General features: G+C 43.0%; 20 protein-coding genes and 2 tRNA genes. 13 read left to right on the top strand and 9 right to left on the bottom strand.

The features are described from left to right. Positions 1 to 63 precede the first annotated feature (63 nt). The 7 genes from mraY to FTU71_RS09070 form a co-directional block, all read right to left on the bottom strand. Positions 64 to 1,182, bottom strand: coding sequence for a phospho-N-acetylmuramoyl-pentapeptide-transferase (gene mraY / locus FTU71_RS09100; protein ID WP_019836136.1), 1,119 nt, complete (start codon positions 1,180 to 1,182; stop codon positions 64 to 66). Next, a complete protein-coding gene (murF, locus tag FTU71_RS09095) occupies positions 1,183 to 2,592 on the bottom strand; it encodes a UDP-N-acetylmuramoyl-tripeptide--D-alanyl-D-alanine ligase (protein ID WP_096901286.1) in 1,410 nt (469 codons plus the stop codon). It abuts the gene before it with no gap. A gap of 9 nt (positions 2,593 to 2,601) precedes the next feature. Next, positions 2,602 to 4,095 carry a UDP-N-acetylmuramoyl-L-alanyl-D-glutamate--2,6-diaminopimelate ligase gene (locus FTU71_RS09090; protein ID WP_096901287.1) on the bottom strand — a complete coding sequence of 498 codons (1,494 nt, stop codon included), beginning with the start codon at positions 4,093 to 4,095 and terminating at the stop codon, positions 2,602 to 2,604. 10 nt (positions 4,096 to 4,105) lie between these two features. Beyond that, positions 4,106 to 5,929, bottom strand: coding sequence for a penicillin-binding protein PBP3 (gene ftsI, locus FTU71_RS09085; RefSeq protein WP_096901288.1), 1,824 nt, complete (start codon positions 5,927 to 5,929; stop codon positions 4,106 to 4,108). Positions 5,930 to 5,941: 12 nt separating this feature from the next. Continuing rightward, positions 5,942 to 6,268 carry a cell division protein FtsL gene (gene ftsL / locus FTU71_RS09080; protein WP_096901289.1) on the bottom strand — a complete coding sequence of 109 codons (327 nt, stop codon included), beginning with the start codon at positions 6,266 to 6,268 and terminating at the stop codon, positions 5,942 to 5,944. 11 nt (positions 6,269 to 6,279) lie between these two features. After that, positions 6,280 to 7,191 (bottom strand): 16S rRNA (cytosine(1402)-N(4))-methyltransferase RsmH, encoded by a 912-nt coding sequence (rsmH, locus tag FTU71_RS09075; protein WP_096901290.1) that lies wholly within the window; start codon positions 7,189 to 7,191, stop codon positions 6,280 to 6,282. A gap of 197 nt (positions 7,192 to 7,388) precedes the next feature. Beyond that, a complete protein-coding gene (locus tag FTU71_RS09070; RefSeq protein ID WP_096901291.1) occupies positions 7,389 to 8,402 on the bottom strand; it encodes a sulfate ABC transporter substrate-binding protein in 1,014 nt (337 codons plus the stop codon). Positions 8,403 to 8,906: 504 nt separating this feature from the next. Between FTU71_RS09070 and FTU71_RS09065 the strand changes: the two genes are divergently transcribed. The 5 genes from FTU71_RS09065 (at position 8,907) to FTU71_RS09045 (ending at position 11,585) form a co-directional block, all read left to right on the top strand. Further along, entirely contained in the window at positions 8,907 to 9,194 is a 288-nt protein-coding gene (locus FTU71_RS09065) for a hypothetical protein (protein WP_180111862.1), read from the top strand. A gap of 141 nt (positions 9,195 to 9,335) precedes the next feature. Continuing rightward, positions 9,336 to 10,844 (top strand): glutamate--tRNA ligase, encoded by a 1,509-nt coding sequence (gene gltX, locus FTU71_RS09060; protein ID WP_096901292.1) that lies wholly within the window; start codon positions 9,336 to 9,338, stop codon positions 10,842 to 10,844. Between the two features lie 57 nt (positions 10,845 to 10,901). Continuing rightward, positions 10,902 to 10,977, top strand: a tRNA-Ala gene (locus FTU71_RS09055). Positions 10,978 to 11,013: 36 nt separating this feature from the next. After that, positions 11,014 to 11,089, top strand: a tRNA-Glu gene (locus tag FTU71_RS09050). Positions 11,090 to 11,243: 154 nt separating this feature from the next. Next, positions 11,244 to 11,585: a hypothetical protein gene (locus FTU71_RS09045; protein ID WP_004974430.1), complete on the top strand. Its 342-nt coding sequence runs from the start codon at positions 11,244 to 11,246 to the stop codon at positions 11,583 to 11,585. A gap of 128 nt (positions 11,586 to 11,713) precedes the next feature. Here FTU71_RS09045 and ettA read toward each other — a convergent pair whose 3' ends face one another. Further along, positions 11,714 to 13,375: an energy-dependent translational throttle protein EttA gene (gene ettA / locus FTU71_RS09040; protein ID WP_004974427.1), complete on the bottom strand. Its 1,662-nt coding sequence runs from the start codon at positions 13,373 to 13,375 to the stop codon at positions 11,714 to 11,716. Between the two features lie 282 nt (positions 13,376 to 13,657). Between ettA and FTU71_RS09035 the strand changes: the two genes are divergently transcribed. The 4 genes from FTU71_RS09035 (at position 13,658) to FTU71_RS09020 (ending at position 17,037) form a co-directional block, all read left to right on the top strand. Continuing rightward, positions 13,658 to 14,935, top strand: a complete 1,278-nt coding sequence (locus tag FTU71_RS09035) for an O-acetylhomoserine aminocarboxypropyltransferase/cysteine synthase family protein (protein ID WP_004974425.1) — start codon at positions 13,658 to 13,660, stop codon at positions 14,933 to 14,935. 307 nt (positions 14,936 to 15,242) lie between these two features. Further along, positions 15,243 to 16,130 (top strand): SDR family NAD(P)-dependent oxidoreductase, encoded by an 888-nt coding sequence (locus FTU71_RS09030; protein ID WP_004974423.1) that lies wholly within the window; start codon positions 15,243 to 15,245, stop codon positions 16,128 to 16,130. Between the two features lie 199 nt (positions 16,131 to 16,329). Beyond that, on the top strand, positions 16,330 to 16,626 hold the full coding sequence (locus tag FTU71_RS09025) for a hypothetical protein (RefSeq protein ID WP_179995405.1): 297 nt from the start codon (positions 16,330 to 16,332) through the stop codon (positions 16,624 to 16,626). A gap of 99 nt (positions 16,627 to 16,725) precedes the next feature. Next, positions 16,726 to 17,037: a hypothetical protein gene (locus FTU71_RS09020; protein ID WP_019838218.1), complete on the top strand. Its 312-nt coding sequence runs from the start codon at positions 16,726 to 16,728 to the stop codon at positions 17,035 to 17,037. 88 nt (positions 17,038 to 17,125) lie between these two features. Here the strand turns inward: FTU71_RS09020 and FTU71_RS09015 are convergent, their stop codons facing one another. Further along, complete coding sequence (locus FTU71_RS09015; protein WP_180111860.1) at positions 17,126 to 19,477, bottom strand: Tex family protein; 2,352 nt, start codon at positions 19,475 to 19,477, stop codon at positions 17,126 to 17,128. A 347-nt stretch (positions 19,478 to 19,824) separates the two neighbouring features. Here FTU71_RS09015 and ompR point away from each other — a divergent pair, with 347 nt between their 5' ends. The 4 genes from ompR to FTU71_RS08995 all read left to right on the top strand — a co-directional run. Next, positions 19,825 to 20,589 carry a two-component system response regulator OmpR gene (ompR, locus tag FTU71_RS09010; RefSeq protein ID WP_104852661.1) on the top strand — a complete coding sequence of 255 codons (765 nt, stop codon included), beginning with the start codon at positions 19,825 to 19,827 and terminating at the stop codon, positions 20,587 to 20,589. Positions 20,590 to 20,757: 168 nt separating this feature from the next. Beyond that, positions 20,758 to 22,218, top strand: a complete 1,461-nt coding sequence (locus FTU71_RS09005; RefSeq protein ID WP_004974413.1) for an ATP-binding protein — start codon at positions 20,758 to 20,760, stop codon at positions 22,216 to 22,218. Positions 22,219 to 22,526: 308 nt separating this feature from the next. Continuing rightward, complete coding sequence (locus FTU71_RS09000; RefSeq protein ID WP_004974412.1) at positions 22,527 to 24,050, top strand: acetyl-CoA hydrolase/transferase family protein; 1,524 nt, start codon at positions 22,527 to 22,529, stop codon at positions 24,048 to 24,050. A 153-nt stretch (positions 24,051 to 24,203) separates the two neighbouring features. After that, a partial coding sequence (locus FTU71_RS08995) for a transposase (RefSeq protein WP_180111858.1) occupies positions 24,204 to 24,345 on the top strand: 142 nt, incomplete at its 3' end.

The raw sequence follows: 24,345 nt of genomic DNA, 5'->3' as shown, positions 1-24,345 counted from the left end.
CCAGAGTGAACCACATAAAAAAGTCGGCAAGTGCCGACTTTTAAAATTTTCGGTTGGATAGGCTTAACGTAATTTTAAAGTCATTAAACCTAAAACCACCAGCATAATTGTGATAATCCAGAAACGAATCACCACTTGAGTTTCACGCCAGCCTTTCTTTTCATAGTGGTGATGCAACGGCGCCATTAAGAATACCCGTTTATTGCGCATACGTAGTGAGCCAATTTGCAGGAATACCGAAATCGCTTCAACCACAAACACTCCGCCCATAATCGCAAACACGATTTCCTGACGTACCATCACGGCAATCGTACCCAGCATTGCCCCCAAAGACAATGCACCGACATCGCCCATAAAGACTTGTGCAGGATGCGCATTATACCACAGGAAGGCTAAGCCTGCTCCAATCATCGCGGCACAGATTACCACCAACTCAGACGCATATTTCACATAAGGGATATGCAAATAATCAGCAAAACGAACATCCCCCGCCAAGTAGGCAAAGACGCCCAAACCTGCCGCAACCAACACGATTGGCATAATTGCCAAGCCATCTAAACCATCAGTTAGGTTCACCGCATTTGAGGCACCATTAATCACCAAATAGGTAAAGATAATGAAGCCAATACCGAGTGGAATCAACGACAATGGAATGCTGAAATCTTTAAAAAATGGAATCAACACATCCAGCATATCTGCAGTTTGTGCAGGATTTGGCTGTTGGGTTGCAATCACATACAATGCAATACCCGCACCCAATGATGCTACCGAAGTCCAGAAGAATTTTTTACGCGCTGGCAAACCCGCATTGTCTTTGTAGCGAATTTTAATCCAGTCATCTGCCCAGCCTACAGCGCCAAAAATGACCATAACTGCCAGTACAATCCAGACGTAAGGGTTAGATAAATCTGCCCACAATAGGGTCGAAATACCAATGGAAAGTAGGATTAACACCCCGCCCATGGTTGGCGTACCCATTTTTTTGGCATGCCCTTCAGGTGCATAAGAGCTGACTGCTTGACCGTATTTTAATGCTTGTAATTTACGAATCATCACAGGGCCTAGCACCAAACCGATGCCAAGCGCAGTCAATACACTCAGTAATGAACGTAATGTTAAATAGCGAACCACCTGAAACGAGCTGTTATAGCCCGCCAGCTGTTCAAATAACCATAACAGCATTTAAATTTTCTCCATCAATGCAGCCATCAACGTTTCCATATGGGTATAACGAGAACCTTTAAATAGGAAACTCATGGACTGAGGTTGATGTGTTTTTACCAGATCAATTAAAAACGGTAAGGCTTGTTCTTGAGTGACAAAAGCCTGTAATTTTTTTCCATATTGGGTACTACGTGCACCTTCTTGGGTCGCAGGTGCAAATTCACCGACCGCCACCACAAAGTTGATGCCACCAATAGACACCAAATCACGCCCCAACATATAGTGCTGTTGTGCTGCGCTATTGCCCAGTTCACCAATATCACCAATGACCATAACTCGCACACCTGTTTGCTGTGCAAGGACTTCGCCTGCAGCACGCATAGAGGTTGGATTGGCATTATAGGTGTCGTCAATGAACAAATGTGCGCCATGCTGAATAAAGTTCAAGCGGCCTTTTGCGCCTTGTGCCTGCTCCAAGCCTGAGACAATATCATCTAAACTTACGCCAATTGCCAGTGCAAAAGCCGCAGCTGCCGTGGCATTTTGTACATTGTGTTCACCTGCAAAGGGTAAATGAATCTGACGCACACCGTGGGCGGTATTTAAACAAAAACTTGCCGATTGTGGCTGCAACTGAATGTCTGTCGCAAACACATCACCGCCTTCACCAAAACTTAGACGCTGTTCCGACTGAACCGCTTGCTGAATCTGTCCGGCAAAATCATCGCCAGCAGGGACAATGGCCGTGCCTTGTGGGGCAATATGTGCATAAATTTCAGACTTAGCCCGACAAATGCCCTCACGTCCACCAAACTCACCCAAATGCGCAGTACCAATATTGATAATGCCTGCCACCTGCGGCTGCACCAAGTTTGAGGTGTAATCGATTTCACCTTGATGACTGGCGCCTAATTCCATCACTGCATATTGATGGCTTGCATTCAACTCCAATAACATCATCGGCACACCCAAGTCATTATTCAGGTTGCCACGGGTAATTAAAGTCGGTGCCAAACGTGACAAAATACTACCGAGCATTTCTTTAGTGGTGGTTTTACCGCTACTGCCTGTTAACGCAATCACTTTTAACTGAGGATGTTGCTGACGACGAAATGCGCCCAAGTGTCCTAAAGCTAAACGGGTATCAGGCACGACCAATTGGCAAATATCTGCGTCTACAGGCTGGCTGACAATTGCCATAGAACAGCCCTGAGTCGCTACTTGTGCCACAAAATCATGCGCATCAAAACGCTCACCTTTTAAAGCCAAAAAGGCATCACCTGCTTCGGCATGACGTGAATCGGTTAAAATACGTTTAATCTCGCCTTGCGGTGCTTGCCCATTGAACCAATAACCCTGTGTTGCCTGTTTGAGTTGTTCGGCAGTCCAAGGTTCTAAAATTGCGGTACTGGTGGTGGAAGTGTGCATACAAATTCCTTATTGGGCAGGATAAGCAGAAGGTGAACAATGCTGTGCATCTATCGCAGATTGCACTTCAACCACATCGTCAAACCAGTGTCTTACCCCATCTATTTCTTGATAGTTTTCATGACCTTTGCCTGCAATCAAGACAATATCGCCTGACTGTGCATGTTTGACTGCATATTTAATCGCTTCACGACGATCATGAATTTCATGGCTCTGTGCCACCGACAAATCGACACCTGTCTGCATATCGGCAAAAATTTGCAAAGGATCTTCTGTACGCGGGTTATCAGAAGTCAAAAGCACAACATTGGCATAGTCCAATGCCGCTTGGGTCATCAGTGGGCGTTTACCACGATCCCGATCTCCACCGCAGCCAAACACCGCCCAAAGCTGTGCGCTAACATGGCGTTTTAAGGTTTGCAACACTTGAATTAGGGCATCTGGCGTGTGTGCATAATCCACCACAAATAAACGCTCTGCATCACGCAACACTTGCATACGCCCCGGTGCGCCTTTGAGTTGTGCAGTCGTGTGTATTAAATCCTGTAATGCAAAACCTGCTTGCTCTGCTGCGATTAAACTCGCGACCAAGTTTTCAACATTAAAATGTCCGAGCAACGGACTTTGCACCACATATTCTGCCGTAGCAGTTTGTAGATGGAAACGTACACCATTCAGACTGTATTCAATCTGCTGTACTTGATAGTCTGCCGCTTGCTGCGTGGAATAAGTCAAAATTTTCGGTTGCGCAGGGTTCTGTTGCGCCGCTTGCAACATGATCCCAGCATATTCATCATCTAAATTGACAATTGCAACTTTTAAACTGGCAAACTGAAACAGCATGGCTTTGGCTGCAGCATACGCCTCTAAAGTACCGTGATAATCCAAATGATCACGGCTCAGGTTGCTATATACCGCAATTTCAATATCGCAGCCATTTAAGCGCCCTTGCTCCAAACCATGTGAACTGGCTTCAATTGCGGCAAATTTTGCCCCCTGTTGTGCATAGCTGTATAAAGCATTTTGCAGTTGCAAGGCATCTAAAGTGGTATGTGTTGAAGCTTCCAAATTAGGCAAAATTCCGTTGCCTGTGGTGCCCATTACCGCACAGCGTTGGGCTTGTAACATTAACAACTCAGCAATTAAGCGGGAAATGGTGGTTTTACCATTGGTGCCCGTGACTGCAAGCATACGCGCTAAAGGTACAGGCTGTCGTGCTTGTAAATATTGTTTTTGCCACTGTCCCATGCGCTGACGCACATCTGGCACCACCAAATTATTGGCAACTGCCAGTTCAGTTTCCGAAATCACCGCCAAAGCACCTTGATCTAAAGCTGCTTGTGCAAATTGTGCGGTTTTTTCAGGCTGCGACAAACTGGTCAGGGCAATAAAAATTTGCCCTGCTGTCACATGGCGGCTGTCGAGTTGAAAGCCCTGAAAGTCTTGTATCATCCAATCTGCAACGCTTGCTGTGCGGTAAATATCTTGAAAGCGAATCGACATGCGTCACCTGTTATGGAGTGTTGAGAGTTTCTAAAGGTTTATCTAAAGGCACGTTCATTAAACGTAACGATTCTTGCATCACACGAGCAAACACAGGCGCTGCCACCAAACCGCCATAATACTGACCCGTTGGGTTTTCTACGACCACCACCATTGCCAAACGTGGATCACTCACTGGGGCAACCCCTGCAAATAAAGCACGATATTCGGTTTGTGAGTAACCTTTGCGGTCTGCACGGAGTTTATGTGCCGTCCCTGTTTTACCTGCAACCCGATAGCCTGGAATATTGGCTTGACGAGCAGTACCGCCTGGCAAGGTCACCGCTTCCATCATCAGCATCACTTGATCGGCAATTTTGGCATCCACAATTTGTTCGCCTTTGGGCTGTTCTTCCAGCTTATATAGGCTAAGCGGCATTTTAACGCCTTTATTGGCCAGCATGGCATAGGCATCTGCCAATTGCAGCACAGTGGCATTTAAACCATAGCCATAGGACATGGTCGCCACTTCTGATACATTCCATTTACTTGGCGGCAAGATTAAACCTGCACTTTCACCCGGGAATTTAACAGCAGAACGTGCACCAAAACCGAGACGTTTATAGAAAGTTGGCAAAGTTGCATAAGGTAACGACAAGGCAATTTTCGCCACACCTACGTTAGATGATTTTTGAATAATCCCCGCCAGAGTCAGTGACCCATAATTATGAGTATCGCGAATGGTGTGATTACCCACCCGCATTGAACCACCGCTTAAATTGACCACGGTATTCGGTGAATATTTACCGCTTTCCAGTGCCATTGCCACCGTCATCGGTTTCATGGTCGAACCCGGCTCAAAAGAATCGACCGCGCCACGGTTACGCATCGCATCTTTGTTCGATAAGCTTTTTTTGTCGTTCGGGTTGTACGATGGCCAACTGGTCATTGCCAGAATTTCACCTGTTTTGACATCCACCGTAATAGCAGTTGCCGAACGTGCATTATTGGCGACACCTGCTGCGGTTAATTCACGGTACATAATGTACTGCAAACGTGAATCAATACTTAAGGTGATATTTTCACCCGGTTCTACTTCTTTAATGACCTCAGGGTCTTTAACTCGGTTACCTTTTTTGTCACGGATGATTTGCTGTTCGCCATCTACACCAGCCAAACGGGTATTCAGCTGCATTTCCAAGCCTTCAATACCTGTGCCCTCACTGTTGGTCAAACCAATAATTTGTGCATTCGGCTGCGGCTGTGGGTAATAACGCTTATAGTTTTTTTCGGTATATACCCCTTGGAAATTGCGTTTTAGAATCAGTTCTGCCTGTTGCGGTGGCACTTCTTTTTGCAGCACCAAATAACGTGAGCGTGGACGCTCATTCATTTTTTGTTTGAGTTCCTGACGATCCATGCCAACCGCATCGGCCAGTTCATCTAAATTTAAGTTTTTATCTGGTAACTGACGACGCAATTTACGGCTAGTCGGATTTTTTTCCAGCTCTGCGGTAATTTCATCAAACAGCTTTTTATTGTCAAAATAATCACGTGGATCGATCACCACTTTCATAATTGGGGTACTAATTGCCAAAGGCACGCCATTGCGGTCATAAATCACCCCACGCATGGCTTTTAGTTTTTCAGTTCTTAAAATATTGGCATTGGCTTTGTTTTGTAAAAAATCATGGTTGATAATTTGCACATAGAATGCCCGTCCCACCAGTGCCACAAAGACCAGTAGAACCACGCTCCACATTAAGTAAAAACGCCACATTTCAACATGAATGGCATTTTTCCCAGTGACCGATTGTTGTTTCTTTCGGGTTTGCTTTTTACGCGCATCGACCATGTGCTAGCCGCCTTATTGTTCTGAAGTTGTAGGCAAAGAAATCACCACCGTTTGTGCTGCAGGTGGTGAGTACATGCGCAGTTGCGTCACAGCACGGGTACCAATTTGTGCTGTTGCCCCAAAGGTTTGTTGCTCAATCAGTAAACGCCCCCATTCGGCATTTAAGTCATCTCGCTCGCGCATATAAGAACTCAGCTCACGATAATCATGGCGATATTCAAACACTTGAAACACCACCATAATCGCGCTGATAAATACCAGCGCCAATAAAATAAAATAGGCGACCATTTTTTTCAGTCGCACTTGAGATTGATTTTTTTCAACGGTTTCAGTTTTCATTATTGGCCTTTTCAAGCTAATCGTTCTGCAACACGTAGCCATGCGCTGCGTGAGCGTGGATTGGCTTTGACTTCTTCATCACTGGCACGCACACGTGATATTTTTTTCAATCGACGTGTATCTTGTTGCTGTTGTGGCAAGCCCCAACCCGAATCTTCAGGCAGGCTCGATTCTTTTTGAATAAACTGTTTAATTAAACGATCTTCCAAAGAATGGAAGCTAATTACCGCCAAACGACCTTCGGGTTTTAACACCTCAACGGCTTGCGGCAAGAAGTTTTCAATATCTTCTAATTCTTTATTAATCGCAATACGAATTGCCTGAAAAGTACGCGTTGCAGCGTGTTTGTTTTTTTCCCACTTCGGATGGGCAACTTTTACAATTTCAGCCAATTGTGCGGTGGTTTCAATATAACCCGCCTGTTTAATGGCTTTGGCAATACGGCGGCTATAACGTTCTTCACCATATTGAAAAATCACATTGGCTAAGGCTTCTTCTTCAATATCCACCAGCCATTCTGCTGCAGTCGGGCCTTGTGAATTGTCCATACGCATATCAAGCGGGCCGTCTTTCATAAAGCTAAAACCGCGTTCTGCCTGATCTAGCTGTGGTGACGACACGCCTAAATCGGCCATCACACCATCGACCTGAGTGACGCCCAAATCATTCAACGCTTGCTGCATATCAGCAAAACTGGCATGAATAATTTGAAATCGCGAATCTTGCTGTCCCAATTCTGCTGCCACGGCCAAAGCTTGTGGATCTTTATCAAAGGCATAAACTCGCGCCTGCGCATCCAATTTGGATAACAACAAACGCGTGTGTCCACCTCGTCCAAAGGTGGCATCGACATAAATTCCTGTATTGCGATCTGCCAACACGGCATCAACAGTTTCATGAAGTAATACAGAAATATGCGACATAAGGTTCAATCAATACAGCTAAAATGTAACTGCACATTATTACCTTGTTTTGGCAAAGCTCCAAACGTCTTTTTGTAGATAAATATTACTTTCCATAGGGAAAACCGTTTTTGACTTTTTTAAAGCACAAAAAAATCTCCGTAGAGATTTTTTTGTGTGCCAATCCAATAAAAGATTAGCCGAAAATGGATATCTGTTTAACGCTTAGTATTATAAATTTGGTCGAAAATCGCACCATTCACAAAATGTGTTTTTTGTGCATTTTCCCAGCCACCGAACACTTCATCAATCGTGAAGGTTTTTAATTTCGGGAATTGTGCTGCATATTTTGCAAGGACTTTTTCATTACGTGGACGGTAGAAATGCTTAGCCGCCATTTCCTGACCTAAAGGTGAATATAAATAGTTGATATAGCCTGTCGCTAACCATTTATTGCCATTTTTTTCTACTGTGCGGTCTACGATTGCCACCGAAGGTTCAGTCAAAATAGAAATAGATGGATAAACAATATCAAACTTGTCTTTGCCTAAGGTTTTTAAAGTTACAAGGGCTTCATTTTCCCAAGTCAACAACACATCACCAATGCCACGTTCAGCAAATGTAGTCATCGACGCACGTGCTGCCGAATCCATCACTTTTACATTGTGGTACATCTTGCCCACAAATTCTTGCGCTTTGGCCTTAGAGCCGCCCGGCTGCTTTTCTGCATAACCCCAAGCCGATAAATACACCCAACGTGGCAAACCACCTGTTTTCGGGTTAGGGGTAATAATTTGTACGCCTGGTTTGGTTAAGTCATTCCAGTCTTTAATGTTTTTCGGATTGCCTTTACGCACCATAAAGACGATGGTCGAGGTATAAGGCGCAGAGTTATGAGGAAATTCTTTTTGCCAACCTGCTTGGATTTGACCTGACTTTACAATTTCTTCAATGTCATTCGCCAATGCCAAAGTTACGACATCGCCCTTTAAACCATCGACCACAGAACGCGCTTGCTTGCCTGAACCACCATGTGATTGTTTAAAGTTGACGTCTAAACCTGTACGTTTTTTCCAGTACTGACCAAACGACTTGTTAAATTCATCATAAAATTCGCGGGTCGCATCATACGATACATTTAAAAACTGACGATCTGCAGCCTGAGCAGTCGTTGCAGCAAAACCTGTTGCCAATAGCGCAGCAGCCAATAAAGCTTTCAATTGAGTTTTCATTACAGCACACATCACCTTTAATCTGTCGCTCAATATATGCAATGCTCAGGCGCTGCGCAATTTGTAAAAAACATGCAAAAAATGATTAAATTCAAATAATTTAGCTTTAATTAATTGTTTTTAATCAATTTAATTCAAGATGCGGCGTTTATTCCAAATTTATACCTTTTTATGGATTAGATATATAAAAAGTGAATAAAACTTTGATCCGTTTTTAGACTCAACGGTAAAATAAGCGACATCACAGCAATCAAACCCGCTTCAAAACTATTTTATTGTGACTTTTGTAACAATCTTCACGATATCTCCACAGTTGTTTGTTACAACATGTTCTAAATCAAAGATCATCTGAAAAATCGGTATATAGTGAGTAAATGATGATAAAGATCTTATTAAGAGTGTGACGCAAATCTACTTTTGTTATGATTTTTGTGATTAAATATTAAAGTGATTAAAACAATTTATAAATTGTGAGTTCACTCATAAAGGAAAGGGGGAATCAAAATGAAATCTAAACTCATGTTCGCAGTATTACTCAGCTTAAGTACAGTCGGTCACAGTGCAGTGATCAAATCTGCTGAAAGCAAAACCAATTTAACTGAGGCAAAAGGCTCTTTAATTGAAAAAGCCATTACCCAGCAAAAACAGGCAGACAAGCAAAAGTTTGAATCGAATAATGATTTAAAAGTGCTGACTTCCATTCATGTCGCTCCAACTCAAAATTTCTTTGCCTTGCAAAATCAGCGTTTTAGCCGTTTTGTACAAGCCTTATTCCCGCAAGGTAACTCATAAGTCTGCATCAAACTCACTGCCTTTAATCCCCTTTTCAAATGCAGTTGAAACGCCCAAGTACAGAATGTTGAATTTAACATTAAGTACTTGGGCTTTTTCGTTATAATGGTTGCAATTTACATTTTGAATTAATTTTTGCTTATGACTGTTCGTACTCGTATCGCGCCTTCTCCTACTGGTTTCCCGCACGTGGGAACAGCGTATATCGCCTTGTTTAACTTATGTTTTGCCAAACAACACGGTGGTGAATTTATTCTTCGTATTGAAGATACTGACCAACTGCGCTCAACCCCTGAATCTGAAAAAATGATTTTGGATTCATTGCGTTGGTTAGGCTTAAATTGGGCAGAAGGTCCAGATATCGGCGGCCCACATGCACCGTATCGCCAATCTGAACGTATGGATATTTATAAGCAATACGCCTTGCAATTGGTTGAACAAGGGCATGCTTTCTATTGCTTCGCTACTAGCGAAGAACTAGATCAAATGCGTGCAGAACAACAAGCACGTGGTGAAAGCCCGCGCTACGATGGTCGTGGTTTAAACTTGTCTGCAGATGAAGTGCAGCGTCGTTTAGCGGCAGGCGAAGCGCATGTTATTCGTATGAAAGTGCCAACCGAAGGCGTATGTAAATTTAATGACATGCTGCGCGGTGAAGTGGAAATTCCATGGGCGCAAGTCGATATGCAAATTTTGCTGAAAACAGATGGCTTGCCAACTTACCATTTGGCCAACGTGGTCGATGACCATTTGATGCAAATCACTCACGTGATTCGTGGTGAAGAATGGATTCCATCGGCACCGAAACACCAATTGCTTTATCAATATTTTGGTTGGGATATGCCTGTGTTATGCCACATGCCATTGTTACGTAACCCAGATAAATCTAAATTGTCTAAGCGTAAAAACCCAACTTCAATTAACTACTATAAAGATATTGGGGTACTGCCAGAAGCCTTGCTGAACTACTTAGGCCGTATGGGTTGGTCAATGCCAGATGAAAGTGAAAAATTCACGTTGGCCGAAATGATTGAACACTTTGATATTCAACGTGTATCACTGGGTGGCCCAATTTTTGATGTGGAAAAATTGAACTGGCTGAATGGTCAATGGATTAAAGCGCTTTCACCTGCTGAGCTGTTAGATACCTTATTGGCTTGGAAAGCAGATCGTGCCAAATTGGAAGAGATTGCTGCCGCGATTCAACCGCGTATTAATTTACTCTCAGAAGCGGTCAATTGGTCTGCACATTACTTCAACCATTTCCCAAGCTTGAGCAAGGAACAGTTTGAAAGTAAAAAACTGTCTGAAGAACAAGTGCGTCAAAGCCTACAATTTGCAATTTGGCGTTTAGAAAGTCTATTTACTTGGAACAACGACACGGTGAGCCAAACCCTAATGGATTTAGCCAACCAAATGGAAATCAAATTGCGTGATTTCATGCCTGCGTTCTTTATTGCAATTGCAGGTTCAACCGCATCTACACCTGTGATGCAAACCATGGTCACCATTGGTCCTGACCTGACCTTTGCGCGTTTGCGTCATGCCTTAGAAGTGGTTGGCGGACCAAGCAAAAAAGAAGTTAAAGTCTGGGAAAAACTGAATGAAAGCATCAAATTGCCGAAAAATGATGCAATTGATCCAGCTTAATTCATTTTTTTGTTGACGTGTGCGCGCAATAGCCCTAATATTGCGCTCACACAGACTGGGGTCATAGCTCAGTTGGTAGAGCGCTACAATGGCATTGTAGAGGTCAGCGGTTCGATCCCGCTTGACTCCACCAAGTTTAAATAAGGCTTTACCTGTGTTGCCTCATCAAGTCCCTATCGTCTAGAGGCCTAGGACATCGCCCTTTCACGGCGGTAACCGGGGTTCGAATCCCCGTAGGGACGCCATATTCAAGATGAATATAAATTCACTTATCTTCATCCTATAATAAAGCTCAAGCAATGACTTGGGCTTTTTTATTGCCCTGTTTTCTGACAGACTGTTTTTGATTTGCCGTACATTTGGTTAGAATAACGATCAGATTAGAATTTTGGAGTTGTAATGCAATACCGATGCCCTAAATGTCAAAGCCCAAAAATCATGCCTGTTGCGCAGGCAGGTCAAACAACACCGCGTCCTGTGGTGCCAAAAAGCTTGGTGATGCTTATTCCAGCGGTATTTGTCTTATTACTTCTTGTCTTGATCAGTATCGCCATGTGGATTTTTGGTGATGGTGCAGGCACAACCTTACAAAGCATTACTGTGGCGGTATTTGTGCTGTGTGTAATTGCAGGTTTCTTGTTTTATCGTGATTTGCCTGATTTCAAAATTTCTATGCAAGCCTTTATGCAGTCACAAAAAAAATGGAAGTGCCGTGAATGTGCACATGAGTGGGAAGTTTAAACCTCACTGGTCTACATCTAGATTAAGAAAAATGTTGCTAGGTTGATCACAAGACCACATCATCGAGCAAATATAAAAAAACCAGCCTTCTCGGCTGGTTTTTTTAATGAGAACTCAAGTTTTTAGACTTAAGCGCCAATTTTACGGTATTTGCTACGTTTGGTTGCCAGATCATCACCATATTTCTTACGGCGATATTCTTCAAACTCAGTATAGTTACCTGTAAAGAATTCTGGTTGCTCATCTTCGAATGACAAGATGTGCGTTGCAATACGGTCTAGGAACCAACGGTCGTGCGATACCACCATCACTGTACCTGGGAAGACTAAAATTGCATCTTCCAGTGCACGTAAAGTTTCAATATCCAAGTCGTTTGATGGCTCATCCAGCAAGATCACGTTTGCGCCCTGCTGTAGAATTTTTGCCAGTTGTAAACGGTTACGCTCACCACCCGACAATTCACCAACGCGTTTTTGCTGATCCTGACCTTTAAAGTTAAAGCGACCAATATAAGCACGCGATGCAATTTCATAATCGCCCACTTTCAAAATGTCTAAACCGCCAGAAACTTCTTCCCAAACAGTTTTATCATCATCTAGAGTGTCACGAATCTGACCGACATAAGCCACTTTTACCGAGTCACCTAAAGTCACGCTGCCCGTATCAGGTTGCTGCTCGCCAGTCATCATACGGAATAAAGTCGTTTTACCCGCACCGTTTGGACCGACAATCCCCACAATCGCTGCAGGCGGCACAGTAAAGGAAAGGTTTTCGTAAAGTAAGCGATCACCAAATGACTTGCTGATGTTTTCCACTTCCACCACTTTGTTCCCTAAACGTGGGCCAGGTGGAATATAAATTTCAGAAGTTTCGTTACGCTGTTGGAATTCACGCGAGTTAAGCTCTTCAAAACGCTCCATACGCGCTTTGTTTTTCTTTTGCTGGCCTTTCGCATTGGAACGTACCCATTCCAATTCTTTTTTCAAGGCTTTAGCAAAAGATTCTTCTTGCTTCTGTTCTTGCTCTAAACGGTTATTTTTCTGCTCTAACCATGAAGAGTAGTTACCTTGATATGGAATACCATGTCCACGGTCAAGTTCTAAAATCCATTCTGCAACGTTATCCAAGAAGTAACGGTCGTGGGTAATTGCCACAATCGTACCCGGGAAGTCTTTTAAGAAACGCTCTAACCAAGATACAGATTCTGCATCCAAGTGGTTCGTCGGCTCGTCTAGAAGCAGCATGTCTGGTTTAGACAATAACAAACGGCATAAAGCCACACGACGACGCTCACCACCCGATAATTTGTTAACATCAGCATCCCAAGCTGGCAAATTTAATGCTGCCGCTGCTTGTTCAAGCTGATTGTTCAGGTTGTGTGCATCCCAAGTTTGGATAATCGCTTCTAACTTCTCTTGCTCTTTTGCAAGTTTGTCGAAATCTGCATCTGGATCTGCATATTCTGCAAAAACTTGGTCTAAACGCTCTAAAGCATCTAAAGCTTCACGCACACCATCTTCCACGTTGCCGCGTACATCTTTGCTCGGGTCTAGTGGTGGTTCTTGCTCAAGATAACCAATTTTGATGCCTGGCTGCGCACGTGCTTCACCCGAGAAATCTTTGTCTACGCCCGCCATAATACGGAGCAACGTCGATTTACCTGCACCGTTTAAACCAAGCACACCAATTTTCGCACCTGGGAAAAATGATAAAGAGATGTCTTTCAGGATTTCGCGCTTAGGCGGAACCATTTTGGACACTCGGTTCATCGTATAAATATATTGGGCCACGTAGGACTCCTCAATAGAAAACCAAATCTGGGGCTCAGATGAGCAGCCCCTGCTCTAATGAGCGAAAAAATAATCGGGTATTATACCTGAATACAGAGAAAAAATAAGACACCCCAAACATCTTGCATGCTTTGTTACAACTCTGTCTTTAAGCTTGCAACCCGCCCATCTACTTAAGTGCTATATCAACTTTCACGCTAAATATTGCAATATTTTGACGCTTTCTTTCATATTGAAAAATGCTAGACTCAAGCCAATTTAACTCACGAAGATGAAGTAAACATGACCTATAAAGACGAAACCTTGGCCATTCATGCAGGATATAGCCCAGAACCGACCACTAAAGCAGTAGCTGTACCAATTTACCAAACCACATCGTATGCCTTTGATAATACACAACATGGTGCCGACTTATTCGATTTAAAAGTACAAGGCAATATTTACACCCGCATTATGAACCCAACCACTGCGGTGTTGGAGCAACGTGTTGCAGCGCTTGAAGGCGGGATTGGTGCATTGGCTTTAGCATCAGGCATGGCTGCAATTACCTACGCCATTCAGACCATTACCGAAGCAGGCGACAACATTGCTTCAGTATCAACTTTATATGGCGGTACGTACAACCTATTTGCCCATACCTTGCCTAAACAAGGCATTGAGGTGCGTTTCTTCGATTATCAACAGCCTGAAAGCTTGCGCGACCTGATTGATGACAAAACCAAACTGGTCTTTGTAGAGTCAATTGGCAACCCATTGGGCAATATTATTGACCTTGAAGCGATTGCAAAAATTGCACATGAATATGGCATTCCAGTGGTGGTGGATAACACCGTTGCCACGCCTGTCTTGCAAAAATCATTTGATTTTGGCGCAGACATTATTATTCACTCACTGACCAAATATATAGGCGGTCATGGTACGTCTATTGGCGGCATTATAGTCGATAGCGGCAAATTCCCTTGGGGCAAATATCCTGAGCGTTTTAAAGCCTTAAATACACCTGACCCAAGTTACCATGGTGTGAACTATGTAGAAGCCTTAGGCGCTGCAGCATTTATTGCACGTGCACGTGTAGTACCACTACGCAATACAGGTGCAGCGATTAGCCCGCATAACGTATTCCTAATTTTACAAGGTTTAGAAACCTTAAGCCTGCGTATGGAACGCCATACTGAAAACGCGCAAAAAGTAGCGGAATATTTACAGGCACATCCAAAAGTGAAATGGGTCAATTACGCAGGTTTGAAAGATCACCCGCAACATGCGTTGGCACAAAAATATGTGAAAGGCAAACCTTCTGCAATTCTGTCTTTTGGCGTGCAAGATGGTCGAGAGGGCGGAACTCGCTTTATTGATGCGCTGCAATTATTCACCCGCTTGGTCAATATTGGCGATGCTAAGAGTCTGGCTTGCCACCCTGCGACCACCACTCACCGTCAGTTGAGTGCAGATGAACTCAAGGCTGCAGGTGTAAGTGAAGATATGGTGCGCTTGTCCATCGGGATTGAACATGCCGATGACTTAATTGCCGATTTAGAGCAAGCTTTAGCAGCCGTATAAAAACTCATCAGTTCAAACTTTGTACTGGCATCCTGCTGATTAATTTCAACAGGATGCTTTTTTATTTTAATTTTTCTTTGTATGTCTTTGCATTAGCTTTATTTCATGGTAAAAATAAAGATATACAGCTCACAAAAATAGAGCAATTACTCTAAATTCATTTTTAAATTCAACCACTTATTCCATAGCTTTTTTTGTGCAATCGGCTATCATAAAGCCAAGTAAAACAGTTCAAATTCAGTCTGAAATTTGAATCGTCAATCTCAATAAAAATGACAACTCAGGAATCTAAATCAGGAATATTAGCGTGAAGCCAAAATTAGAGAAACTTTTTCAACAGCGTGTAAATGGTAAAGTTGCCCTTATTACAGGTGCATCGAGTGGTATTGGTTTAACCGTGGCACATAAGCTAGCCGATGCAGGTGCGCATGTGCTTTTGGTGGCACGTACTCAGGAAACGCTCGAACAAGTCAAAGCTGAAATTGAAGCACGTGGTGGCAAGGCTTCAGTTTTCCCTTGTGATCTAAACGATATGGACTCTATTGATGCTGTATCGCAACAAATTCTTGCCTCTGTCGATCATATTGATATTTTAATTAACAACGCAGGCCGCTCAATCCGTCGTGCAGTACATGAGTCGGTTGATCGTTTCCACGACTTTGAACGTACCATGCAGCTCAACTATTTTGGTGCTGTGCGTTTGGTACTCAATATTTTGCCGCAGATGATGCACCGTAAAGATGGTCACATCATCAACATCAGCTCGATTGGTGTATTAGCCAACGCAACGCGTTTCTCGGCTTATGTGGCATCTAAAGCCGCATTGGATGCGTTTAGTCGCTGTCTATCTGCAGAAGCGCATACACACAAAATTGCGATTACTTCGGTGTATATGCCATTGGTTCGTACCCCAATGATCGCACCAACCAAAATTTATAAGTACGTGCCCACCCTTTCACCTGAGCAAGCGGCAGATTTAATTGCTTATGCGATTGTGAAACGTCCGAAGAAAATTGCGACACATTTGGGTCGTTTGGCTTCAATCACTTATGCGATTGCACCAGACATTAACAACAAACTCATGTCGATTGGTTATAACTTATTCCCAAGCTCTACCGCTTCTGTGGGCGAGCAGCAAAAACTGAACTGGGTACAAAAAGCGTATGCGCGCTTGTTCCCAGGTGAACACTGGTAATTTATACACAATTCAAGTTTTGCTTTAGGCGACCTACGGGTCGCCTATTTGTTTTTACAGCTTAGGTTGAACAGCGCACAACAATACAACATCACTTCAACAATTTTTAAATTGTGCAGCCGCAACTTTTCATGTGATTTTAATATTGGTTTAAGAAATAGCATTCAAAATGACATTACAATAATGAAAGGTACAACACATGAAAACTCTGTATCTGTTTAAGCTATTTTGTTTTTCTGCTGCGGGCTTAAGTTTTTATCACTTATATACTGAGCTTACGCGCAATCATGTAGACACATTTCAAGTGATGACACTGACAGGCCTGGTGGTCTTGTTAGTCGAATTGGGCTATCGCAGCCAACTTGCCGTGCCCATGTCGCATTCATCTGGTGCGATGTCCGAAGTTTCTGCCTCTTCTAATTACAGTTATTTCATGTCTAAATTGGCAGCAGGCAGTATTGCCACAAGTTTTGTTCTGCAAGGCTTAATCCGTTAATTGCTTATTTAAGATCCACAATCTCAACCATAACAAAACATTCAATTGCACCGCATTTTTATGCTATAACACAGCTGTTTTAAGTATTTTGAATGGATTATGCGAGCACTGGCCCTCATTTTACAGTATGGCTGTTTTGCCTTTGCCTTGTTTCTGAGTTATCAGGTTGCAACGGCGCTTTATCAGCAAGAATATGAACTTTTAGAGGTTGTTGCCGATGTCGGCACGATTTTAATTTGTATTGATTTGGGCGTATTTTTATTTAGCAGCAAAGCCTCACAAGGTTTAAATCTTCAGGAATATGCTCGCCAACTTGAAGCACCACCGTCAAAACTAGTCGCAGTGACTCGTAAACTTGGACATTTGGGAATTATGCTGATTTTGGTGAGTTGGATTGTACCGTTGATTTAAAATCCATCAAAAAATCTGTATATAAAAATGTTCCTGCAAAACAAAAAGCTCCCGAATTTCGGGAGCTTTTTGTTAGAGCAATTCAAAATTACTTCGAACCTTTAATCCCTGCTTGTAACAACAATGCACCAAAACCACCAATTTTATTTTCTTGTGGTTTAGCGGCTTGTGGTTTTTTCGCTTGTGGACGCTCAGTCTGAGGACGTGACTGCTGTGGACGTTTCGCTTGTGGCTTACGCTCTGTACGCTGTTCTTGATCACGACGTGGTGCACGCGCTGCTTTTGCAGGTGCAGCCGAACCTTCAGGACGCATCGATAAATTCACACGGTTACGCTCTACATCAACCTGCAACACACGCACTTGAACAATTTGACCTGGTTTCACCACTTTATGCGGATCAGCCACAAATTCATTGGCCAACTCAGAAATATGCACCAAACCATCCTGATGTACGCCCACATCCACGAAAGCACCAAAGTTGGTCACGTTGGTTACAACACCTTCAAGCTGCATGCCTTCAGTCAACTGCGCCACTTCAGTAATATCTTCACGGAATTTAGCCGTACGGAATTCAGGACGTGGGTCACGACCTGGTTTTTCCAATTCAGACAAAACATCCTGAATAGTTGGTAAGCCGACTTGCTCATCCACAAATTCTTCAGCATTCACCGAACGGATAATTTCAGTATTACCAATAATATCTTTAACCGTGGTCGCTTTGGCAGCCACAATTTTTTCTACTAAACCATAAGATTCAGGGTGCACTGCAGAAGCATCCAAAGGCTCAGAACCTGCCTGAATACGTAAGAAACCTGCTGCTTGTTCAAAAGTACGTTCGCCTAAACGCGGTACGTTTTTCAAAGCTTGGCGATTGTCAAAACGGCCATGTTCTTTACGGTATTCAACAATTTGCTGTGCAATGGCTTTATTCAAACCTGCGATATAACCCAAAATTGCTGAAGATGCCGTGTTGACATCGACACCGACCGAGTTCACACAGTCTTCTACCACAGCTTCTAAGGTTTTTGCTAAACCTGCCTGATTCACGTCATGTTGATACTGACCCACACCGATTGATTTTGGATCAATTTTTACCAACTCTGCCAATGGGTCTTGCAAACGACGTGCAATCGACACTGCACCACGAATCGACACATCTAGTTCTGGCAACTCTTGCGATGCCAATTCAGAAGCTGAATACACAGATGCACCCGCTTCAGATACAGACACACGTGTTAATTTCAAGTCACTGTGCGCCGCCATCATTTCTGCCACAACCGCTTCAGTTTCACGGCTTGCAGTCCCGTTACCAATCGCGATTAAATCAACATTGTGCTCACGGCATAAACGTGCAAGTTCTTCAATCGCGCCTGCTTTGTCTTCTTTAGGTGCAAATGGATAAACCGTGCTATGTGCAACCACATCGCCAGATTGGTTCACCACAGCCAGTTTGACACCTGTACGGATGCCAGGGTCTACGCCCAGCGTACAACGCGCACCTGCAGGTGCAGAGAGCAATAAATGACGCAAGTTTTCTGCAAAGACATCCATCGCTTCAGCTTCAGCAGCCAAACGCTTTTCAGTCAATAATGAATGTTCGATTTGTGGACGCACTTTGCCCAACCAGAACAATTTTGCCGTTTGCTTTAAAAAGTCCTGACGTGCTTGCGGCTGAATTTGATCTAAATTGTATTCAGTTTCAATACGTGCCAAAGGTGCACTGTCTTCACCATCAACTTTTAAACCCAAGACGTTTTCTTGGCGACCACGCAACATCGCCAATAGGCGATGTGAAGGCACTTTGTTGAGGTTTTCTGAAAAATCGAAGTAATCACGGAATTTTTTGCCCACTTCTTTTTTCTCTTCAGAAGCAACCAAGCTTTTTAATACCGCTGTTTTGGCAAAAATTTCTTTTAATTCTGTGGTTAAGGCAATATTTTGTGCCCATTCATCAATCAGAATGTGTTGTACCGCATCTAGCTGACTGTCTGCATCAGGATAGTCTGCATGACTAAAGCCTGCTAAAGCTTCGCTTGGCTCAACCTGTTCTGCAAAAATTTGCGCTGCAATTGGGCCTAAACCTGCTTCTTTAGCTTTAAACGATTTACTGGTGCGTTTTGGACGGTAAGGCGCGTAAATTTCTTCTAAAGCATTTTTGGTTTCAGCAGCGTTAACCCGTGCCAATAAATCATCAGATAATTTATCTTGTTCTTTGAGTGATTCTATTACTTTTTCGCGACGCTCATATAAATCACGTAAATACGATAAACGTGTATCGAGCTGACGTAGCTGCGTGTCATCTAAACCTTGCGTCACTTCTTTACGGTAACGTGCAATAAATGGAACGCTAGCACCTTCATCAATAAGTTTGATGGCAGCTTCTACTTGATTTGGTCGTACGGCAAGTTCTTTTGCTAACTGCTGAACTAAGTCAGTCATCGTGTGTGATCCTACAAGGATAAGTACTAAAAGCCATGATTATAAAGACCAAGACTATAAAATCCACAATTGTTTTATGAATTTTATAAATGGTGGTTTTTTGGCGATTTTTGCCAATTCGGCTAAATTTTATAAATCTAAATAAAATTCAGGCTTATGTTAGACTCAAACGGACAAATATGTCAGTTTTTCGCATGGGAATGCTGTATATATTTGGTATCTATGTCTTGATTTTATCTGCAATATTTGTTGCTTTAGAGCATAGGCAATAGATACCAATGAATCGTATACTCAAAGCCAACTCAACTTTTTGTTTACGATGACAATAAAGAATAAAGGAGCACATCATGAGTTTAGTTGTACCTGCTGAAAAAACAGATGCCGTACACAGCGAAACTGACCGCGTTGAACGCATTCTCGTTGTAGATGATGATGTGCGTTTACGTACCCTGTTACAGCGTTTCTTGGAAGATAAGGGCTTTGTGGTCAAAACTGCCCACGATGCGACACAAATGGATCGTTTGTTACAGCGTGAACTGTTCTCTTTAATCGTGCTTGATTTTATGCTGCCTGTTGAAGATGGTTTAAGTATTTGCCGTCGTTTACGTCAATCTAACATCGACACGCCAATTATTATGCTGACGGCTCGCGGCAGTGACTCTGACCGTATTGCAGGACTTGAAGCAGGTGCAGATGATTATTTACCAAAACCGTTTAATCCAAATGAGCTGTTAGCGCGTATTCGTGCTGTATTGCGTCGTCAAGTGCGCGAGGTACCAGGTGCACCAAGTCAGCAAATGGAAGTGGTTGGTTTTGGCCCATGGTCACTAGATTTATCGACCCGTACTTTGACACGTGAAGGTCAGGTCGTGACCCTAACTACAGGTGAATTTGCAGTACTCAAAGCGTTGGTACAACATCCTCGTGAGCCTTTAACCCGTGACAAGTTAATGAATTTGGCGCGTGGTCGTGAATGGGGTGCGATGGAGCGTTCGATTGATGTTCAGGTTTCACGTTTACGTCGTTTAATTGAAGAAAACCCTGCCCGTGCACGTTATATTCAAACGGTTTGGGGTGTCGGTTATGTATTTGTTCCAGATGGTGCGGAATAAGTTGAAAATGATGTGAGGCTTCAGCCTCACATCTTCATGCAATGATCAACATTTATGCACACCGATCATTGTGCTAGATTTAAAGAACAGACATTCCAATAACAAGTATATTCATCATAAAATTTCACTCACTAAATTCGCTTTACAACCTCTGCCACAGGACAAGATGTGAAACTCGAACCCATCGACCCACAAGAATTTACCGACTATGTGGCGTATTCTGAAAAGAAACGTACCCGCTGGGAGCGTTTTCTGGATAAAATCAAACCACGCTCTGCAGCCATGCGCACCACGGTACTGGTGGTTTTTGTGGTGTTGTTTAGCCTGTTTATGTCGTTGTGGTTCTTTTGGCGCACCTTGTATTTACCTGAAATTCAACAACACGCCCGCTATTTAGCGGTTGAACTGGAAATTTTAAACAATCCAGATTTGCGCATTTTTCACAATGAAGCCGAAGTCGATGTCGATGCGTGGCTTAAAAATCGGGTCGGCATTGAATATGTAACCGATCCACGTGAGTTTCCTAATGTACGGGAAAAAGTCATTGCAGAGTTTTTTACCCAACAAATAGAAAAGAAACTGGCAACTGAATTAAAAATGCAGGATGTCACGGTCTATTTCCAGTTCAAACCAAGCCCGCGTATTTGGATTCAAACCCCAGAAATGAATGGCAACTGGGTACGTGAACCCCTTAAAACCTATGCCAACTACAGCCCTGAATTGGTCTTTGGCTGGCTTTTGGGTATTCCACTGTTAGCTGCAGCAATTATTTTAACTCTAGTACGTCAGCTGAATCGTCCTTTGCGTCGTCTGCAAAATGCCGCCAATAGCTACAGTAAAACAGGCAAAGCACCTTATTTAGAAACCAATCACGGTCCGCAGGAAATTCGTGAGGTCAACCAAGCCTTTAATCACATGATTTATACCTTGGAACAGACTGAACGTGACCGTCGTATCATGTTGGCAGGTATTTCACACGACCTGCGCACGCCACTGACACGGATTCGTTTAAGTGCCGAAATGATGCCCGATGATGATTTTTTAAAAGAAGGCTTAATTTACGATGTAGAAGATATGGATGCGATTTTAAATCAATTCATTTCTTATATGCGTGATGGTTCCGATGAAGAATTACAAGAAACCGATTTAAATGTTTTGCTGCAGGAATTGATTATTCAATTTAAACCGTTGGATATTCGCTTTAACGCACAAGAATTACCTTTAATTCAGGCGCGCAGTTTGTCGCTGAAACGTCTGATTGGCAACCTGATTAATAACTCGAAACGCTATGGTGCAGAGCCAATTGAGTTGTCTGCAGAAGTGCTGGATGAACACATTCGGATTAGCGTGGCAGACAACGGTACAGGCATTCCAGAAGACCAAATTGCCGATTTAATGCAGCCTTTTGTACGCGGCAATGAAGCACGTACTGTACAAGGCAGTGGCTTAGGTTTGGCAATTGTAAAACGTATTGTCGATATTCATCAGGGCGAGCTCACCATTCAAAACCGTGAACACGGTGGTCTTGAAGCCATCATTACCCTGCCGTTACAACCTGAAATCGTTGAAGAAAAAAATAATGTTGGCACGCTGGAAAAAATCAAACAAAGTTTGAGTGAACACTTCTAAACGGCTGACGCTTTTGATCTCTATCTGGCTTGCTATATACCAATTTCAGACCAACAGCAAATCGGATGGACGATCAAAGTAAAAAATTCAGATGGTGCATATCAAAATTGTATAAAAATATATCAAACAAATTGTAATATTTACCTTTTGATATATAAATAAACGATTAAATTCAATTATTTATGTATTATTTTATATTTTTATACCACCATTTAGGCAAAAAATTAGACCTTAGCCTAACACCTATGCAAAATACCTTTTTTGATCGGTACAATCGGTATCAGTCTAGTATTTTACGAGAGTTCGCCATGTCTTTAGATCGCATCCGTTTAGCCTCCCTCCACGACAAAGTAATCAGCGCAGAACAAGCTGCTGAATTCGTTCAAGATGGTATGACCGTAGGTATGAGTGGCTTTACTCGTGCGGGTGAAGCAAAAGCTGTTCCACTTGCATTGGTGGCACGCGCTAAAACCAACCCTTTAAAAATTGACTTAATTACTGGCGCAAGTCTTGGTAATGATTTAGACAAGCAATTGACTGAAGCAGGTGTTTTGGCTCGTCGTATGCCGTTCCAAGTAGACAACACCTTGCGTAAAGCAATTAACCAAGGTCAAGTTATGTTCATTGACCAACACTTGTCTGAAACTGTTGAGCAAATGCGTAACAACACGCTAAAACGCCCAGACATCGCGATTGTTGAAGCAGTTGCAATTACTGAAGACAGCTTAATTATTCCAACAACTTCTGTAGGTAACTCTGCAAGCTTTGTTGAATATGCAGATAAAGTCATTATCGAAATCAACACCACTGTAAGCACAGAATTTGAAGGCCTACACGACATTTATATTCCTGAAGCACGTCCAACACGTGGTCCAGTGCCATTAACTCACGTTGAACAACGTATTGGAACCAAAGGTATTCAGTTAGACCCTGCAAAAGTTGTGGGTATTGTATTTAACGATACCTTGCTTGACTCTCCATCTAACGTGACCGATCCAGATGACGAAACTCAAGCAATTGCAGATCACTTGATCGCATTCTTTGAAAACGAAGTAGCACAAGGTCGTTTACCGAAAAACTTGGCACCTTTACAAGCAGGTATCGGTTCAATTGCAAATGCAGTATTAACAGGCTTCAAACACTCTAACTTTGAAGACTTGGTGATGTACTCAGAAGTACTCCAAGACTGTACGTTTGAATTGATTGATGCAGGCAAAATGAAGTTCGCTTCTGGCTGTTCAATGACTTTGTCTGAAAAATGTGGCGATCGCGTATTTGGTAATCTTGCACACTACAAAGACAAATTCATTTTACGTCCACAAGAAATTTCTAACTTCCCTGAGTTAGTACGTCGTTTAGGCATCATTGGTATTAACACTGCACTTGAGTTTGATATTTACGGTAACGTGAACTCAACCCACGTATGCGGTACCAAAATGATGAACGGTATTGGTGGTTCAGGTGACTTCGCGCGTAACGCACACTTGGCGATTTTCGTGACTAAATCGATTGCGAAAGGCGGTGACATTTCATCTATCGTTCCAATGGCTGCGCATGTAGACCACAACGAACACGACGTTGACATCTTAGTCACTGAGCAAGGTTTAGCAGATTTACGCGGTCTTGCACCACGTGAACGCGCTCGTGCGATTATCGACAACTGTGTACACCCAATGTACCGCAATGCATTGAATGATTACTTTGAGCGTGCATGTGCAAAAGGTGGTCACACTCCTCACCTACTTCGTGAAGCATTATCTTGGCATGCAAACTTCGAAGAACACGGTCACATGTTGACTCCTGCACAACAAGAATCTGCGCAACCAGCATAATTCGCGTGCAATAAAAAAACGCCCTGATTTTTCAGGGCGTTTTTTTATGTCTTAAGTTTTTATGTCTGTAAGCGTCCGCTGAACACACCTTCTGAATTCATCCTATAAGCCTTAATTTAGTCCCCACTTAGAAACAAGTGGGGACTTAAATTTATGACTACAAATCACCAGACATCCATCGCATCTCTTGCGAAAAAACGAAGAACATACAGTGCTGAATTTAAACAGCAGATCGTTCAGGCTTCTAAAGCACCGGACGTTTCAATTGCTTCAGTCGCTTTGCAACATGGATTGA

The sequence above is a fragment of the Acinetobacter sp. YH12136 genome (genome assembly GCF_013418545.1).
GTDB classification, from domain to species: Bacteria; Pseudomonadota; Gammaproteobacteria; order Pseudomonadales; family Moraxellaceae; genus Acinetobacter; species Acinetobacter towneri.
The sequence above is the reverse complement of the archived record's forward strand: the minus strand, read 5'-3'. Positions and strand labels throughout refer to the sequence as shown.

Excerpts from the sequence above, each read along its gene's own strand:
- FTU71_RS09065 (WP_180111862.1), top strand. The coding sequence starts at position 8,907 with ATGAAATCTAAACTCATGTTCGCAGTATTACTCAGCTTAAGTACAGTC.
- gltX (WP_096901292.1), top strand. The coding sequence starts at position 9,336 with ATGACTGTTCGTACTCGTATCGCGCCTTCTCCTACTGGTTTCCCGCAC.
- FTU71_RS09015 (WP_180111860.1), bottom strand. The coding sequence starts at position 19,477 with ATGACTGACTTAGTTCAGCAGTTAGCAAAAGAACTTGCCGTACGACCA.
- ftsL (WP_096901289.1), bottom strand. The coding sequence starts at position 6,268 with ATGAAAACTGAAACCGTTGAAAAAAATCAATCTCAAGTGCGACTGAAA.
- rsmH (WP_096901290.1), bottom strand. The coding sequence starts at position 7,191 with ATGTCGCATATTTCTGTATTACTTCATGAAACTGTTGATGCCGTGTTG.
- ompR (WP_104852661.1), top strand. The coding sequence starts at position 19,825 with ATGAGTTTAGTTGTACCTGCTGAAAAAACAGATGCCGTACACAGCGAA.
- murF (WP_096901286.1), bottom strand. The coding sequence starts at position 2,592 with ATGCACACTTCCACCACCAGTACCGCAATTTTAGAACCTTGGACTGCC.
- FTU71_RS09020 (WP_019838218.1), top strand. The coding sequence starts at position 16,726 with ATGCGAGCACTGGCCCTCATTTTACAGTATGGCTGTTTTGCCTTTGCC.
- FTU71_RS09045 (WP_004974430.1), top strand. The coding sequence starts at position 11,244 with ATGCAATACCGATGCCCTAAATGTCAAAGCCCAAAAATCATGCCTGTT.
- FTU71_RS09000 (WP_004974412.1), top strand. The coding sequence starts at position 22,527 with ATGTCTTTAGATCGCATCCGTTTAGCCTCCCTCCACGACAAAGTAATC.
- FTU71_RS09035 (WP_004974425.1), top strand. The coding sequence starts at position 13,658 with ATGACCTATAAAGACGAAACCTTGGCCATTCATGCAGGATATAGCCCA.
- FTU71_RS09090 (WP_096901287.1), bottom strand. The coding sequence starts at position 4,095 with ATGTCGATTCGCTTTCAAGATATTTACCGCACAGCAAGCGTTGCAGAT.
- FTU71_RS09025 (WP_179995405.1), top strand. The coding sequence starts at position 16,330 with ATGAAAACTCTGTATCTGTTTAAGCTATTTTGTTTTTCTGCTGCGGGC.
- FTU71_RS09070 (WP_096901291.1), bottom strand. The coding sequence starts at position 8,402 with ATGAAAACTCAATTGAAAGCTTTATTGGCTGCTGCGCTATTGGCAACA.
- mraY (WP_019836136.1), bottom strand. The coding sequence starts at position 1,182 with ATGCTGTTATGGTTATTTGAACAGCTGGCGGGCTATAACAGCTCGTTT.
- ftsI (WP_096901288.1), bottom strand. The coding sequence starts at position 5,929 with ATGGTCGATGCGCGTAAAAAGCAAACCCGAAAGAAACAACAATCGGTC.